The organism is Bradyrhizobium sp. BR13661, from assembly GCF_029892425.1.
GTDB lineage: Bacteria > Pseudomonadota > Alphaproteobacteria > Rhizobiales > Xanthobacteraceae > Bradyrhizobium.
Map to the genome: position 1 here is coordinate 1 of NZ_JARXWB010000044.1, position 15,677 is coordinate 15,677.

A 15,677-nucleotide genomic window follows, 5' to 3' on the forward strand; every position below is an offset into this window, starting at 1 on the left:
CCCGGGCCACCCCAAACCACCCCCCCCCCCCCGGGCGCCCCCCCCCGTTGTGCCAGCACCCCCGCCCCCCCCCCCCCCCCCCCCCCCCCCGGGGGGGGGGGGGGGGGCCCCGCCCCCCCCCCCCCCCCCCCCCCCCCCCATCTCTCAACACGGGCACTGTTCGTCGCGGAGGGACCGTCACCCCACCCCGTCACGCAATCTCGCGTTGCTCGATCGCGTGCCGACCCTCCCCCTCCAGGGGAGGGTGGGAGCACGCCGCGCGCCCCCGATCCCCCTCGGTTGCCGGAACTGCCTCCCGCCGCTACAACGGCCCTTGAGAGGATCACACCATGTCAGACATGCGCTTGATTGTTGCTGGAGCCGGTGGCCGCATGGGCCGCGCCCTGACGCGGGCGATTGCCGACAGCAAAGGCGCGGTGCTGGCTGGCGCCCTGGAGGCGCCGGGCTCGGAGTTGCTCGGCAAGGATGCCGGTGTGCTCGCGGGCCTTCCCGCCAACGGCATCAAGCTGTCCGCCGACCTCTGGGCGATGTCGAAGGAGGCCGACGGCATCCTGGATTTCACCGTGCCGGCCGCAACCATCGCAAATGTCGCGATCGCGGCCGAGCGCGGCATCGTGCATGTCATCGGCACCACCGGGCTCTCTGCCTCGGATAACGCCGTCATCAAGAGCGTCACCAACCGCGCGGTCGTGGTGCAGTCGGGCAATATGAGCCTGGGCGTCAATCTGCTCGCCGCCGTGGTCAAGCGCGTCGCCAAGGCGCTCGATGAGAGTTTTGATATCGAGATCGTCGAAGCCCATCACCGCATGAAGGTCGATGCGCCCTCCGGCACCGCGTTGATGCTGGGCCAGGCGGCAGCCAGCGGGCGCGGCATCCCGCTCGACGACGAGCATTCGGAACGCGGCCGCGACGGCATCACCGGCGCGCGCAAGCCCGGCGCGATCGGCTTTGCCTCCGTGCGCGGTGGTACCGTCGCCGGCGAGCACAGCGTCACCTTCCTCGGCCCGTTCGAGCGGTTGACGCTGTCGCATCTCGCCGAAGACCGCATGCTGTTCGCGCATGGCGCGCTCAAGGCGGCGTTATGGGCGCATGGCAAGAACCCGGGGCACTACTCCATGGCCGACGTGCTCGGCCTAGCTGACATCTGAACAACACGGAAAGTAGTCAATGAGCGAACGTCTTCTCGTGCTCGTGCGCCACGGCCAGAGCGAATGGAATCTGAAGAACCTGTTCACGGGCTGGAAGGATCCTGACCTCACCGAGCAGGGTGTCGCGGAAGCCAAGGAAGCGGGCCGCAAGTTGAAGGCCCAGGGCCTCGTGTTCGACGTCGCCTTCACCTCGGTGCTGACGCGCGCCCAGCACACGCTCGATCTCATTCTCACCGAGCTCGGCCAGACCGGCTTGCCGACCTCGAAGAACCTCGCGCTGAACGAGCGCGACTATGGCGACCTCTCCGGCCTCAACAAGGACGATGCGCGCAAGAAGTGGGGCGAGGAGCAGGTGCATGTCTGGCGCCGCTCCTATGACGTGCCGCCGCCCGGCGGCGAAAGCCTGAAGGACACGCTGGCGCGCGCGCTGCCCTACTACGTGCAGGAAATCCTGCCTGGCGTGCTCAACGGCAAGCGCACGCTGGTCGCCGCCCACGGTAATTCGCTGCGCGCCTTGATCATGGTGCTGGAGAAGCTGTCGCCCGAAGGCATCTTGAAGCGCGAGCTCGCAACCGGCGTGCCGATCATCTATCGGCTCAATGCGGACTCGACGGTGGCGTCGAAGCTGGATCTGGCGGGGTAGCGACGTACCCTACAGCACCGTGGCTACTGCATCCCCAATTGCCCGGCTTCCCAGCCCAGCATCGCCTGCTTGCGGGTGATGCCCCAGTGATAGCCGGTGAGCGTGCCGCTCTTGCCGAGGGCGCGGTGGCAGGGCACGACGAAGGAGACCGGGTTCTTGCCGACAGCGGCCCCGACGGCGCGTGACGCCTTCGGCTTGTCGATGTTGCAGGCGATGTCGGAATAGGACACCGCGCGCCCCATCGGGATCTTCAACAGCGTCTCCCACACCCGCACCTCGAAATCGGTGCCGATCATCACCACACGCAGCGGCTGGTCCGGCCGCCAGAGCTTTGTGTCGAAGATGCGCGCCGCGAGCGGCGCGGTGCCCTCGTGATCTTCCACATAGGTCGCGTTCGGCCAGCGCCGCGTCATGTCGGCCAGCGAGGCCTTTTCCTCGCCGGGATCGGCGAAGGCGAGGCCCGAGAGGCCGCGATCGGTCGCGATCACGATCGCAGTCCCAAAGGGAGACGGATGGAAGCCGTAGCGCAAGGTCAGCCCCGCGCCGCCGTTCTTCCATTCGCCCGGCGACATCGCCTCGTGGGTGACGAAGAGATCGTGCAGCCGGCCGGGACCCGACAGCCCCGAGTCGAGCGCCGCGTCGAGGATGCTCGCGGAGTCCCGCAACAGCCCCTTGGCGTGGTCGAGGGTGAGCGCCTGCATGAACGCCTTCGGTGTGATCGAGGCCCAGCGGCGGAACAGATGGTGCAGCTCATCCGGCGTGACGCCGGCCGCATCCGCCATCGCCTCGATGGTCGGCTGCGCGCGCCAGTTCTCCGAGATGAAGGCGATCGCCCGGCGCACGGAATCATAGTCGCGCAGCGCGGCGTTCTGGGGGCCCGGCTTGGCCAGGCGCTGGTCATGTATGGCGAGTGTCATCATGACCGGAAATGTAGGAGAGGGGAGGCGCCGAAACCACCCGATTTCCGACTGGGAATCAGGTGATCGGATTGTAGGTCGGGCCACGCTTGGCGGCGTTCAGCGCCTCAACCAGGCCTTTGTAGAAACTAGCCTTTTCGTCCGGCCCGAGGAACCTGGCGAGCTGGATCTGGTGGCCGCGAGAGATCAGATAGAGATGCTCGATGCCAAAATCCTCGTCGACCTCCATGTCGAGGCGGACCCAGAGCGGATTGAAGCTCCATTCGGCGACCTGGCCGTGATGACTGATGCGCCGCACGCGCAATTCAGAGGTCGTGATCGTGATCTCCTCGCGCGCCCGCCCGGTGCGGAAATTGACCCTGAAGGCCCACCAGACCACGAGCACGTCGAGGCCGAAAAAGCCCAGCACCGGCCAGGCGCCCTTCATCAGGAAAACCATGCCGGTGACGAAGCTGACGGCGCTCAGGAACAGCATCACGGCGAGGAAGCCGGTGCGGTTCAGGGAGCGATGCGGCGTCAGCAGCGCGGAGAAGATCTGCTGCTCGGCATAACCTTCAGACTCTGCCCGCTCAATTTCGTTGCCTGTGCTCATCGTCACTCAGTATATCCCGATTATGGCGAAAATCACCCACAAGCCGGCCCCGCGCAAAGCGGGGGTGCCGAAGAAAAAGGCAAAGGCGGCGGCCGCGAAACCGAAGGCCCCCGCCAAAAAATCGCTCAAGGCCATCAAGCCCAATTCTATGAAACCTTGGACGCCGGCTGAAATTCGCGAGGTCTTCAGCCGTTTCCAACAGGCCAATCCCGAGCCGAGGGGCGAGCTCGAGCACGTCAATCCGTTCACACTGCTGGTCGCCGTGGTGCTGTCGGCGCAGGCGACCGACGCCGGCGTCAACAAGGCGACACGTGAATTGTTCAGGGTCGCCGACACGCCGCAAAAGATGCTCGACCTCGGCGAAGAGCGTTTGCGCGAATACATCAAGACCATCGGTCTCTATCGTACCAAGGCCAGGAACGTGATCGCGCTGTCGGCAAAGGTGCTCAGCGATTTCGGCGGCGAGGTGCCGCGCACGCGCGCCGAGATCGAATCGCTGCCGGGTGCGGGCCGCAAGACCGCAAACGTCGTGCTCAACATGGCCTTCGGCGAGCACACCATGGCGGTCGACACCCACGTCTTCCGCGTCGGCAACCGCACCGCCCTCGCGCCCGGCAAGACGCCGCTCGAAGTCGAGCTCGGTCTCGAAAGGGTGATCCCATCCGAATTCATGTTGCATGCCCATCATTGGCTGATCCTGCACGGCCGCTACACCTGCCTCGCGCGCAAGCCGCGCTGCGAGGTATGCCTGATCAACGATCTCTGCCGGTGGCCGGAGAAGACGGTCTGAGGCAGTATCGCCGTCGTTTCGGGATGATGTGAGGCAAGCCGCTTTGGGGTTATCGTGAGTCAGCAAGAACAAGTCTCGTCGCCGCCACCACCTGTCGCGTCCAAGCCAACGCAGCGGCCGGCGACCTCGCTGTGGAGCCGGCTTGCGATCCCGCTGTTCGCGGTGATCGTTGCGCTCGCCTTCGTCGCGCTGGCAACGCTGCGATTCGACGAATGGGTCGGCAATGAAGTGGTCCAGACCACCAACGACGCCTATGTCCGCGCTGACCTGACGCGGCTCGCGAGCCGCGTTTCCGGCGAGGTGCTGACCGTCGCCGTGACCGACTTCCAGCGCGTCAAATCAGGCGATCTCCTGATCCAGATCGATCCCGCCGATTACGAGGCGCAAGTCGCGCAGTCAGAGGCAGCGGTGGCCGCCGCGCAAGCCGTGCTGGACAATCTCGCCAACCAGATCGAGCTGCAATATGCGACGATCGCACAAGCAGAAGCCGCAAGGCTGTCGGCCGAAGCGCTGGAAGTCGAAGCCAGGCAGGAGCAGGAGCGCCAGCAATCGCTGTCGCAGACCGAGGCCGGCACGCGGCAGCGGCTCGAGCAGGCGGTCGCAGGCCTTGCCAAGGCACAGGCCGATGTGCGCGCCAGCCGCGCGGTGATCGCGGCCCAGCAACATCAGATCGAAGTCTTGCAAGGTACCAGAAAGCAGCGTGCCGCCGATCTCGGTGCGGCCAAGGCGACGCTCGCGAGCGTCAAGCTCAAGCTCGGCTATACCAAGATTATCGCGCCGTTCGACGGCGTCGTCGGCGAGCGCCAGGTGCAGCCCGGCGACTACGTCAATATCGGCACCAACCTCATCAACGTGGTGCCGTTGCCGAAAGTCTATGTGATCGCGAACTACAAGGAGACCCAGCTCACGCATGTGGCGCCGGGTCAGCTGGTCGAGATCACCGTCGACAGTTTTCCGCGCGAAAAGCTGCGCGGCAGGGTCGAGCGCATTGCGCCGGCGACCGGTGCGCAGGTCGCGCTGTTGCCGCCCGATAATGCGACCGGCAATTTCACCAAGGTCGTGCAGCGCATTCCCGTGCGCATCCTGTTCGACGACAACCAGCCGCTGCTGGCGCGGCTCGTGCCGGGCATGTCGGTCGTCACCCGCATCGACACGAAGGGCGCTGATGGCGGCAAATGACGACGCCGACCGTGGACCCGTCTCGCGCGGCGGCATCGCGCGACGGCCCTTGTTTGCCGTGGCTGCCGTTCTGCTCGGCTCGTTCCTCGCCAATTTCGACAGCCGGCTGACCACGGTCGGCCTGCCCGACTTACGCGGTGCGTTCGGGCTCTCCTTCGACGAAGGCGCCTGGCTCTCCACCGCTGGCATCGGCTCGCAGATCTTCATCGCGCCCGCGGTGGCGTGGCTTGCGACCGTGTTCGGCCTGCGACGTGTGCTGGGCATTCCCAGCCTCGTCTACGCGCTCGTCTCGCTGATCATTCCCTTCGTGCACGACTATCCGACCCTGATTGCGCTGAGCGTCGTGCATGGCCTGTTGCTCGGCACCTTCGTGCCGGCGACGCTGATGATCGTGTTCCGCAATTTGCCGATCCGCTGGTGGCTGCCGGCGATTGCGCTCTACTCGATCCGCGTCGGCTTCGCCCTTGATACGTCGAGCTCGCTGGTCGGTTTCTATGTCGACCATCTCGGCTGGCAATGGCTGTACTGGCAGGGTGTGGTGATCGCGCCACTGATGGGTCTGATGGTCTATCTCGGGACGCCCGGCGACCCGGTCAATCGCGCGTTGCTGCGCGAGGCCGATTGGGGCGGCATGCTGCTGTTAGGAGCTGCCGTCGGCATGATCTATGCCGGCCTCGACCAGGGCAATCGGCTGGACTGGCTCGGCTCCGGCACGGTGATGGCGCTGCTCGTCGTCGGCGGCGTGCTGTTCATTGCCTTCCTGATCAACGAGTCGCTGACAGCGCAGCCCTGGGCACATGTGAATGTGCTGTTCTCGCGCAATATCGGCCTGTCGCTGGTGGTCATCCTGCTCTACACGCTGACGTCGCTCTCCAACGCGTCGCTGGTGCCGAACTTCCTCGGCAATGTCGGCCTGCTCCGGCCGGAGCAAAGCGGGCTGTTGCTGCTCACCTATGGCGCGCTGCCGATGTTCGTGCTGGTGCCGGTTTCAATCTGGCTGCTGCGTCACTTCGATGCGCGCGCGGTGACGGTGCTGGGATTTGCCTGCTTCGCGGCCGCCAATCTCTGGGGCACCCGGCTCACCCATGACTGGGCGCGCGAGGATTTTGCCGGCATCGTGCTGCTGCAAGCGATCGGCCAGTCGCTGACGTTGCTGCCGCTCATCATCATCGCGCTGTCGAATTCCGATCCGAGCCGCGCGACCTCGTTTGCCGCCTACATCCAGATCATGCGCCTCGGTGGCGCCGAGATCGGCGTGGCGCTGATGGGGACGTGGCTGCGTGTCCGCGAGCAAATCCATTCCTTTTATATCGGGCAGAATTTGGAAATCGGTGACGTCAATGTGGTGCATGCGCTGAAGCAGCTTGCGGACCATTTCGCCGCCCATGGCGCTGGCTTGGCGCAGGCCCGCGCGGTCGGCACGCTCGCGAGCTACGTTGCGCGCGAGGCCAATGTGCTCGCCTATATCGACGGCTTCTGGCTCTGCTTCTGGCTGGCGATATCGGGCCTCGGCTTCATCGCGTTGATCACCCGTGCCCCGCCCGGGCCGTTCACGCCGGCGCCGTTCGGTTTTGCGAGGAGAGTGCTGCGCAGGTGCGGTGTGCAGGTGAGCTGATCGTGCTCACCGCATCTGCCGCGCCGGCTCGATCAGCTCGGGCCGCGGTCCTGACAGCCGCTTGTGCATGTGGACCATGAAGGCCATGCCGAAGATCGGCGTCGCCAGATTCACCACCGGGATCGAGACGAAAGCCGCGATGAAAAGACCGGCGGTGAAGATCATCGCCGCATTGTCGCGCCGCATCGCCTTGGCATCCTCCGGCGAACGGAAGCGCATTGCGGCGAGCTCGAAATATTCGCGCCCCAAGAGCCAGGCGGCGGCGAGGAAGAAGATCAGGAACCCGGCACCGGCGAAAAGCACCAGCGGCAGTGCGATCAGATAGACCAGGATCGTCAGCAGCGCCGTCTTGATGCCCTCCAGGATCGCCTGATTGAACGGCAGTGCGGTGCCCGGCCGCTCGGCCGGATAATATTCGCGCTCGACGATGTCGGCGACGTCGTCAACGAAGAAGCTCGCCACCAGCGAGGTGATCGCGGGCATCAGGAACACGCTGCCGAATACGACGCCGAAGCCGGCCGCAATCGAGATGATCCAGGACAGCACTTCCAGCGATGCGTGCCAGCTCGGCCCGAGCAGGCCCTCGAGCCAGACCTCGCCATAGGTGGCGAACCAGCTCAGCAGCCGCTGCAACCCGATCGCCAGCACCACGATCAGCACGAGTGCAAGCCCGATCGACCGCCACAGGATCGAGCGCATCGGCGGCGATATCATTTGCGACAGCGCCTTCACGGCGGCATCCAGCATGGGAACCTCTCACGAAACACTCTGCGAGAGGTAGACACCCCTGGTCGCTTCGGCAAGGGAGGCTGACCCTTGGCCGACCCTTGGCCGGTGCGGCTTACGGCTCCGCCACGATGCTGGCCCGGCAGGCGATGGCGCTACAGACCGTGCTCCAGCGACCAAAGCCCTTGTAGATCTGGACGGCGACCAGCTTGGACCCGGTCTGCGGCGCGAGCCCCTTGGGCCAGGGAATATCGGTGAAGCGCGACGGCCCGGTCGAGGTCGAGAAGGCCATGAACTCGCGGCCTTCGGTACCTTCGGAGTCGAAATCGATGATCTCGCGCTGGAAGTCTTCGGGCGCGACCTTCGCGGTCTTCTTCACGGCGGCATCCACGATGCGCTTGACCGTGAAGGTCTCGCGCGGCGGCGGTGTGGCGATCGGATCGAACCCGAGATTCTTCTCGACCCATTTGCGGTCAGCGGCCATCTGTTCGTCTCCGCCGATTGATTTTGACAAGCGTCTTTCTTTCGTCAGCCAGATCGGCCGACGGTTGCAATCCTAGATCGAAAACGTAGTCACAGAATGGTCCGGGTTATTGACCAATTCCGTGTCGATTTGAGACGGCGAAGCTTTTGTCCCGCCAGACAAGAGATATTCTGAAAATAATCAAACAATCATCTGAACCAATTTGTTTCTGGGATTACACCTATAGTTGAGGTGCATCAATCTGCCTTCCAATCACAAACGGAGGAAGTCATGGCAAGCTCGACCAAGCGTGTCGCGCTGGTAAACAGCGCCCGTCAATTGCCGAAGGGAGCCAAGCTCGTCGGCGCGGCCGATCCCAAGCAGGAAATCGAGATCAGCGTTCGTCTCCGCGCCAAGCGCGCCGACGACGAGCAGGTGATGGCGCTCGGTGCGCAACCGCCGCGTGAGCGGCAGTATCTTTCCCGCACCGAGTTCGCCGAACAGATGGGTGCCGATTCCGCCGACGTTGCCAAGATCGACGATTTCGCCCACCACCACGAGCTCAACGTCAAGAGCGTTCACCTGGCGTCCCGTACGATAAAGCTGACCGGCACGGTGAAGGCAATGAGCGCGGCGTTCGGCGTCAAGCTCAGCAAGGTCAAGCATGACGGCGCGACCTACCGCATGCGCAAGGGCAATGTGCAGATCCCGGCCGAGCTCGAAGGCATCGTGGTCGGCGTGCATGGCCTCGACAACCGGCCCGTGGCGCAGCCGCATTTCCGGCGCAAGATGGCGAGCAAGACAGCGAAGAAGGGCGCGACCGCACGCGCAAGCCAGGGCGGCAGCTTCTCGGTCGAGCAGATCGCGCAACTCTACAACTTCCCGGGCGGCGAGACCGGCGCCGGCCAGTGCATCGCCATCATCGAGCTCAACGACATCGACACCAAAGGCCATCCCAAGGGCGCCGGCTACAAGACCTCGGATCTGAAAACCTTCTTCAAGAAGGCCGGCATCCCGATGCCGCAGATCGCACCCGCGAGTGTCGACGGCGGCGCCAACAAGCCCGGCCATTCCGACGCCGACGGCGAAGTGGTGCTCGACATCGAGGTGGCCGGCGCGATCGCGCCCGGCGCCAAGATCGTGGTCTATTTCGCGCCCAACACCACCAACGGCTTCATCGACGCCGTGAAGGCCGCCGTCCACGACACCGCGCGAAAGCCCTCGGTGATCTCGATCAGCTGGGGCGGACCGGAAGATCCGGCCGGCTCGCAGCAATTCGTCGACGGCCTCAACGAGGCGATCCGCGATGCCGCCGCGATGGGCGTTACCGTCTGTGTCGCGTCCGGCGACAATGGCTCCGCGGATATGGCGCAAGGCTGGGACGGCAAGCCACACGCCGATTTCCCGGCGTCGAGCCCGTTTGCGCTGGCGTGCGGCGGAACCAATCTGCGGGCGTCGAACGGCACGATCACCGAAACGGTCTGGAATGGTGGCCCGCAGGACGGCGCCGGCGGCGGCGGCGTCAGCATCGTCTTCCCCAGGCCGCAATACCAGGCGAACGCCCATGTGCCGAAATCACCGTCACAGTCGGTCGGACGCGGCGTGCCTGACGTAGCTGGCGATGCCGATCCCGCGACCGGCTACCAGATCTTCCTCAACGGCGTCATGACCACGATCGGCGGCACCAGCGCAGTCGCGCCGCTGATGGCCGGACTGATCGCCCGCATCAACGAGGCCACGACCAAGAAATTCGGCAAGACGGTCGGCTTCATCAATCCGCTGATCTACGCCTCGCATGCGCATGGCGTGTTCCGCGACGTCACCGTCGGCAACAATGACATCACCGGCGATCTGCACGGCATGTACAAGGCCGGTCCCGGCTGGGATGCCTGCTCCGGCCTCGGTGTCCCCAACGGCGCGGCGTTGCAGAATCTGCTCGCGGCGTGACTGTATAGACGCTCTCTCGTTTCCCTCTCCCCGTGCTTACGGGGGGAGGGTCACACCGTGTCCAGTGCCTTGCCGCGTACGTTCGGGCCGAACAGCGTCATCGCGATCACAACGATCAGCATCGCCGCGGTGATCAGGCCGAACACGCCGATGACGCCGGCTTCCTTCAGCATGTAGGCGACGATGAAGCCCGAGAAGGTCGCGCTCAGCCGGCTCATCGAATAGACGAGGCCGGAGGCCTGCGTCCGGATCTGGGTCGGAAACACCTCGGTCTGGTAGGCGTGATAAGCATAGGACATCGTGGTGTTGCAGGCGGTCAGCAGCACGCCGCAGACGATCAGCAGGACAGGCTCGGTCAGCTGCGCGAACGCCATGCCGAAGATGATGATGGCGATGCAGGCTCCGGCGATGATCCAGCGGCGTTCGAACCTGTCGGCGAAGCTCGCGGCCAGCAGCGGCGAGATCGGATAGGCGAAGGCGACGATGAAGGAATATTGCAGGCTCTTGGTGACGGTGATGCCCTTCTCGACCAGCAGCGTCGGCACCCAATTGGCAAAGCCATAGAAGCCGAAGGCCTGGCAGAGGTTGAACACCATGAAGAGAATGACGAGCGAGACATAGGGCGGCCGGAACAGGTCGGCGAAGTTTACACGTGCGACGGCTTGCGTCGCCGGCCGTGCGAGCGCAGCTGAGGCTGGCGGCGATGTGCCGCCGCTTCTGGCTTCCAACGTTGCGAGAATCCGGAATGCCTCCTCACTGCGGCCATGGCGCGCAAGCCAGAGCGGGCTCTCCGGCAGGAACAACCGCAGCACCCAGATGATCATGCTGGCGGCGGCGCCTGTTAGCACCACCCAGCGCCAGCCTTCGACGCCATAAGGCGCGAGCGGCACCAGCCACCAGGCGAGGAAGGCGACGACGGGCACGGCGATGAACATGATCGCCTGGTTGATCGCAAAGGCGCGCCCGCGCATCCGGCTCGGCACCAGCTCGGTGATATAGGCATCGATGGTGATGACCTCGATGCCGATACCGATCCCGGCGAGGAAGCGCCAGAACAGCAGGCCTTCGGAGGAGGTCTGGCAGGCCATGATGACAGATGCCGCGGTATAGCCGAGCAGCGCATAGGTGAAGATCGGGCGCCGGCCGAAGCGATCAGCGAGGAAACCGAGGAAGAAGGTGCCGACGAACAAGCCGGCGAAGGTCGCGGCGACAAATGCGCCGATGCCGGAGAAGCCGAAGAAGGCCTGCGTCGTCGTGGAGAGCAATCCGCTGCGGCTCAGCCCCGGAGCGATGTAGCCGGTCAGGAACAGATCGTAGATCTCGAAGCAGCCGGCGAGCGAGAGCAGGATCACGAGGCGCCAGACATAGCCCGTCGCCGGCATCGCCTCGAGCCGCCGCGAGATCTCGTCCGGTCCTGATGCTGATGGTGTGCCGAGTTCGATGTTCGTGTCGATGCCGACAACGCTCATGATGTCCTCCCCGTGGCGCATAGGTCACGCGCGGTCCCGGCGGCTCATCTCTGTTGCGTGTCGTGAACTCTGCCGGACCGCGCCATGTTGGCCGGTCGAGAACGGAAATCCAGAAGAACATATCGATGGAAGCGTTCGAGATTTTCGAAGGCGGCTGTCGAGAGGCAGCACGGCCGGCCAGCAAACTCGGTCACCTCTCCCGCCTGCGGGAGAGGTCGGCGCGTCCCGGGCGATGCGGAGCATCGTCCCGCGCGCCGGGTGAGGCTTCTCTCCTCTGGGGGAGTCTTCGTTGTCGAGGCACCCTCTCCCCGACCCTCTCCCGCAAGCGGGAGAGGGAGCGCACCGTCGACTATTTTACCAACTCCGCCTGCCAACCGCCACTACGCACCTGCTCGGCGATCAGCGACAGCATCAACCGCCGCATCTCTTCCATGGCGTAGGTCATCGGGCGGTTGCGCAGGCGGCAGAGATAGAGCGTGCGGGTCAGTTTCGGCTCGATCACCTTGCGTGCGACCAGGCGGCCGGCGGCGAGTTCCTCCCGTGCGAACAGCTTTGTCGCGATCGTGCAGCCGAGCCCCTCCACCAGCGCACCGGTCATGCCGGTGATCGAATTGGCGTGCAGGATCGCGCCGCCCTCCAGCCGCTTCAGCAGGACCGGATCGTCGAGCAACGCCCGCGAGGACAGGCCGAGACCGTAGCGCAAGAGGATCAGCGGCAGCCGGCTCAGCTCCTCGAATCGTACAGGGGTTTTGCTCTTGCCGACCAGCTTGGGAATGCCGACCAGGAACATCTCCTCCTCCAGCACGGCCTCCGTGATCAGCTCCTTCTCCGACGGCGGATTGTAGACCAGCGCCAGATCGACATTGGAGATCATCAGATGCATCAGCGTCGCGCCCGACAGGCTCTCGGTGAGCGACAGCTTGAGCTTGGGATATTTGGTCAGCACCGTGCGCATCAGTTCGACGCCGATGGCCTTGACCCCGGAATTGGCCATGCCGATCGAGATTTCGCCGGCAATGACGCGGGCGCCCTCGCGCACCTCGGTCTCAGCTTCAGCCATCGCGCGCAGGATGATGCGGGCGTGCTCGTAGAGCCGCTCGCCGGCCGCGGTCGGGTCCATGCCGCGCGACTTGCGCTCGAACAGCGGCGTCGCGAACTCGGCCTCCAGATTCGAGATATGATGGCTGAGCGCCGATTGGGCGACATTCACCTGGTCGGCCGCACGCGACAGGTTCCGCTGCTCGTAGACGGCGATGAAATAGCGGAGCTGGCGCGAATCCATGATGATCCAGCGTTCTAGAACTGCGAAGGCAATCTTCGACAGATTATATTTTTCAGAAGGCTTGTGAAGGCCTAGTCTTTTGGCCGAACGAACAGGGAGTGTTGCATGACCGGATTGCCGCTCGAAGGCGTGCGGGTCGTCGAGATGACCCACATGGTCATGGGCCCGACCTGCGGCATGATCCTCGCGCAGCTGGGCGCCGAGGTGATCAAGGTCGAGCCGCCCGCCGGCGACAAGACGCGTAGTCTGGGCGGCATGGGCACCGCGTTTTTCCCGCTGTTCAATCGCGGCAAGCGCAGCGTCGTGCTGGATTTCGAGAAGGCTGAAGACCGCGACACCATGCACCGGTTGCTTGAGACGGCCGATGTGTTCCTGGAAAATTTTCGCAACGGCTTGCTGGAGAAGCAGGGCCTTGGTGCCGAGGACCTGCGCCGCCGGCACCCGCATCTGATCATTGCCGGCCACAAAGGCTTTCTGTCCGGCCCCTACGAGCATCGTCCCGCGCTCGACGAGGTCGTGCAGATGATGTCGGGGCTCGCCGCCATGACCGGAACCAAGGAGAAGCCGCAGCGCGTCGGCTCCTCCGCCAATGACATCATGGGTGGCATGTTCGGCGTGATCGCGATTCTCGCTGCGCTCTATCAGAAGCGCGGCGGCAAGCGCGATGGTGCCGACATCAGGATCGGCCTGTTCGAGAACTGCCTGTTCCTGGTTGCCCAGCACATGGTCGAGTATGAGATGACCGGCAACAAGCCGCGCTCGATGCCGGAGCGCGAGCATGCCTGGCCGATCTACGACATCTTCGATGCTGCCGGCGATGGACGCATCTTCATCGGCGTCGTGACCGAGGGCCACTGGCAGGCGTTTTGCCGCGAGTTCGGCCTCACCGAGTTTCTTGACGACCCGAGCTTGCGCACCACCACCGATCGCATCCTGGCGCGGCCGCGGATCCTTCCGCGCGTCGCGGAAATCATCCGGCAGCAGGACGTGGCGGAGCTGTCGCAGAAGCTCGATGCGCTCAACATCTGCTTCTCGCCGATCAACCGGCCCGAGGATCTCCTGACCGACCCGCATGTGCTGCGGCCCGGCGGGCTCGTCACCAACATCACCGCCGACGGCAAACCGTTCCATGTGCCGACGCTGCCGATTGAGTGGAACGGTAGCCATCTCGGCGAAGGCCTGAAGGTCGCACCGCTTGGCGCCGACACATCGGCGGTCCGTACCGAGATCGACAACAACGACGCCACGTCAAAAGCCGCTGGGAGGCGCGCATGAGCCGGATCGAGACCATCTACCCCGCGGACCGCGTCAGCCTCCGTGAGGTGGGCTTGCGCGACGGGCTCCAGCTCGTGAAGAAGTTTCCCTCCACCGAGGCCAAGCAACGCTGGGTGCGCGAGGAATACGCTGCGGGCGTCCGGCATTTCGAGGTCGGCTCGTTCCTGCCGGCAAGGACCTTTCCGCAATTCGTCGATGTCCGCGATGTCGTCGCGACGGTGGCAAGCCTGCCCGCCGCCCATGGCATTGCGCTGGCGCTCAACGAGCGCGGGGTGAACGAGGCGCTGGACTCGGGCGTCGGCGAGATCGCCTCGGTGATCTCGGCCACGGAGGAGCATAGCCAGGCCAACGCGCATCGGTCGCGCGATTCCGCGATCGCCAACATCAAGCGCCTCTGCGAGATGCGCGATGCCAGTGCCCACAGGCCCCTGGTGAATGCCGCGATCTCGATGGCGCTGGGCTGCTCCATCACCGGCGCGGTCAGCCCGGCGGAGGTGCTGCGCCTCGTCGACAAGTGCCTCGAGGCGGGCGTCGATTTCGTCGCGATCGCCGACACCGTCGGCTACGCCGGGCCGAAGCAGGTGGCCGAACTGACCCGCGCCGCGGTGAAGCTGTCGGGCTCGAAGCCGATCTGCATCCACCTTCACGACACCCGCGGCATGGGCATTGCCAATGCGTCCGCCGCGCTCGACGAAGGTGCCCGCATCCTCGACGGCTCGCTCGGCGGCCTCGGTGGCTGCCCCTTCGCACCCGGCGCGACCGGCAATGTCGTGTTCGAGGACTTGGTGTTCCTGTGCGAGAGCAAGGGTTTTGCGACCGGCATCGATCTCGATCAGCTGATCGCGGTCCGCAAGATTTTGCGCGAGGAGATGCCGAACGAACAGCTCTACGGCGGCCTCGCGCGGGCAGGCTTGCCGGGCGGGAGGACTGCGAAGGCGGCGTGAGGTTCGTTCGCCTCTCCCCGCAATGGGCAGGGCTATCGCATATGATTGAACGATGCCGCGGCATCGGCACTCGGCTCCCTCTCCCGCTTGCGGGAGAGGGTTGGGGAGAGGGTGTCTCCGCAACGGGACAATCACCAAGAGGAAAGAACCCTCACCCGCCACGCTCTGCGAGCGCGTCGGCATCTCCCGAAAAGCGGGAGAGGCGAAGGGTCACTCATGCCGATGCCCGTGCTTTCGCGCCTTGCTCGGCTTCCCCTCTCCCGTCGGAATCATCACCACGCGCCCATAACGCACGCCGCGCTCCGCGATGATGTGATCGGCAAAATGCCTGACCTCGCCCGCATCGCCCTTCAGCGCGGTCATCTCCATGCAATTGTTGTCGTCGAGATGAACATGCAGCGTCGCCAGAGCGAGGTCGTGATGGCCGTGGAATTCCTGCACCAGCCGCTTTGAGAGATCGCGCGCGGCGTGGTCGTAGACATAGACGAGGCCGGCAACGCAGGGGCCTCTCTGCGCGGTGTCCTCGGACGATTGCTGCAGTCCGGCGCGGGCGAGGTCGCGGATGATCTCGCTGCGGTTCTGGTAGCCGCGTGCTTCGGCCGCGGCATCGATCTCCGCCAAGAGATCATCCTCGATCGTGATCGTAATCCGCTGCATCAGGTCCTCTCCGCGGGTACCGCCGAATGG

15 protein-coding genes are annotated in these 15,677 nt (G+C 64.9%); 8 read left to right on the forward strand and 7 right to left on the reverse strand.

What is annotated here, in order from left to right:
• Positions 1-329: 329 nt before the first annotated feature.
• Positions 330-1,148, forward strand: a complete 819-nt coding sequence (gene dapB / locus M2427_RS38720) for a 4-hydroxy-tetrahydrodipicolinate reductase (RefSeq protein ID WP_280712022.1) — start codon at positions 330-332, stop codon at positions 1,146-1,148.
• A gap of 19 nt (positions 1,149-1,167) precedes the next feature.
• On the forward strand, positions 1,168-1,791 hold the full coding sequence (locus M2427_RS38725) for a 2,3-bisphosphoglycerate-dependent phosphoglycerate mutase (RefSeq protein WP_280712023.1): 624 nt from the start codon (positions 1,168-1,170) through the stop codon (positions 1,789-1,791).
• Positions 1,792-1,814: 23 nt separating this feature from the next.
• Here the strand turns inward: M2427_RS38725 and M2427_RS38730 are convergent, their stop codons facing one another.
• Positions 1,815-2,711, reverse strand: coding sequence for a bifunctional helix-turn-helix domain-containing protein/methylated-DNA--[protein]-cysteine S-methyltransferase (locus tag M2427_RS38730; protein WP_280712024.1), 897 nt, complete (start codon positions 2,709-2,711; stop codon positions 1,815-1,817).
• 55 nt (positions 2,712-2,766) lie between these two features.
• The gene (locus M2427_RS38735; protein WP_280712066.1) at positions 2,767-3,300 is read right to left on the reverse strand and encodes a DUF2244 domain-containing protein; all 534 of its coding nucleotides are present in this window, start codon (positions 3,298-3,300) and stop codon (positions 2,767-2,769) included.
• 22 nt (positions 3,301-3,322) lie between these two features.
• Between M2427_RS38735 and nth the strand changes: the two genes are divergently transcribed.
• Genes nth through M2427_RS38750 form a run of 3 tightly spaced genes read left to right on the forward strand, consistent with a single transcriptional unit; the run spans position 3,323 to position 6,884 of the window.
• Positions 3,323-4,090, forward strand: coding sequence for an endonuclease III (gene nth, locus M2427_RS38740; protein ID WP_280712025.1), 768 nt, complete (start codon positions 3,323-3,325; stop codon positions 4,088-4,090).
• Between the two features lie 54 nt (positions 4,091-4,144).
• Positions 4,145-5,269 carry an HlyD family secretion protein gene (locus tag M2427_RS38745; protein WP_280712026.1) on the forward strand — a complete coding sequence of 375 codons (1,125 nt, stop codon included), beginning with the start codon at positions 4,145-4,147 and terminating at the stop codon, positions 5,267-5,269.
• Positions 5,256-6,884 carry an MFS transporter gene (locus M2427_RS38750; RefSeq protein ID WP_280712027.1) on the forward strand — a complete coding sequence of 543 codons (1,629 nt, stop codon included), beginning with the start codon at positions 5,256-5,258 and terminating at the stop codon, positions 6,882-6,884. The genes M2427_RS38745 and M2427_RS38750 overlap by 14 nt, the downstream gene beginning before the upstream one ends.
• 6 nt (positions 6,885-6,890) lie before the next feature.
• Here M2427_RS38750 and M2427_RS38755 read toward each other — a convergent pair whose 3' ends face one another.
• Positions 6,891-7,631: a sulfate transporter family protein gene (locus M2427_RS38755; RefSeq protein WP_280712028.1), complete on the reverse strand. Its 741-nt coding sequence runs from the start codon at positions 7,629-7,631 to the stop codon at positions 6,891-6,893.
• Between the two features lie 94 nt (positions 7,632-7,725).
• Positions 7,726-8,094 carry a hypothetical protein gene (locus tag M2427_RS38760; protein WP_280712029.1) on the reverse strand — a complete coding sequence of 123 codons (369 nt, stop codon included), beginning with the start codon at positions 8,092-8,094 and terminating at the stop codon, positions 7,726-7,728.
• A 270-nt stretch (positions 8,095-8,364) separates the two neighbouring features.
• Between M2427_RS38760 and M2427_RS38765 the strand changes: the two genes are divergently transcribed.
• Positions 8,365-10,020, forward strand: a complete 1,656-nt coding sequence (locus M2427_RS38765; RefSeq protein WP_280712030.1) for a S53 family peptidase — start codon at positions 8,365-8,367, stop codon at positions 10,018-10,020.
• Between the two features lie 50 nt (positions 10,021-10,070).
• On the opposite strand, the gene M2427_RS38770 is transcribed toward M2427_RS38765, so the two are convergent.
• Together M2427_RS38770 and M2427_RS38775 are read right to left on the reverse strand one after the other, a co-directional pair.
• Entirely contained in the window at positions 10,071-11,489 is a 1,419-nt protein-coding gene (locus M2427_RS38770) for an MFS transporter (RefSeq protein ID WP_280712031.1), read from the reverse strand.
• 349 nt (positions 11,490-11,838) lie between these two features.
• Complete coding sequence (locus tag M2427_RS38775) at positions 11,839-12,771, reverse strand: LysR substrate-binding domain-containing protein (protein ID WP_280712032.1); 933 nt, start codon at positions 12,769-12,771, stop codon at positions 11,839-11,841.
• Between the two features lie 105 nt (positions 12,772-12,876).
• On the opposite strand from M2427_RS38775, the gene M2427_RS38780 reads away from it, so the two are divergent.
• Together M2427_RS38780 and M2427_RS38785 are read left to right on the forward strand one after the other, a co-directional pair.
• Positions 12,877-14,046: a CoA transferase gene (locus M2427_RS38780; protein ID WP_280712033.1), complete on the forward strand. Its 1,170-nt coding sequence runs from the start codon at positions 12,877-12,879 to the stop codon at positions 14,044-14,046.
• A complete protein-coding gene (locus tag M2427_RS38785; RefSeq protein ID WP_280712034.1) occupies positions 14,043-14,990 on the forward strand; it encodes a hydroxymethylglutaryl-CoA lyase in 948 nt (315 codons plus the stop codon). The genes M2427_RS38780 and M2427_RS38785 overlap by 4 nt, the downstream gene beginning before the upstream one ends.
• Before the next feature lie 210 nt (positions 14,991-15,200).
• On the opposite strand, the gene nikR is transcribed toward M2427_RS38785, so the two are convergent.
• Positions 15,201-15,647: a nickel-responsive transcriptional regulator NikR gene (nikR, locus tag M2427_RS38790; protein ID WP_280712035.1), complete on the reverse strand. Its 447-nt coding sequence runs from the start codon at positions 15,645-15,647 to the stop codon at positions 15,201-15,203.
• Positions 15,648-15,677: the final 30 nt, after the last annotated feature.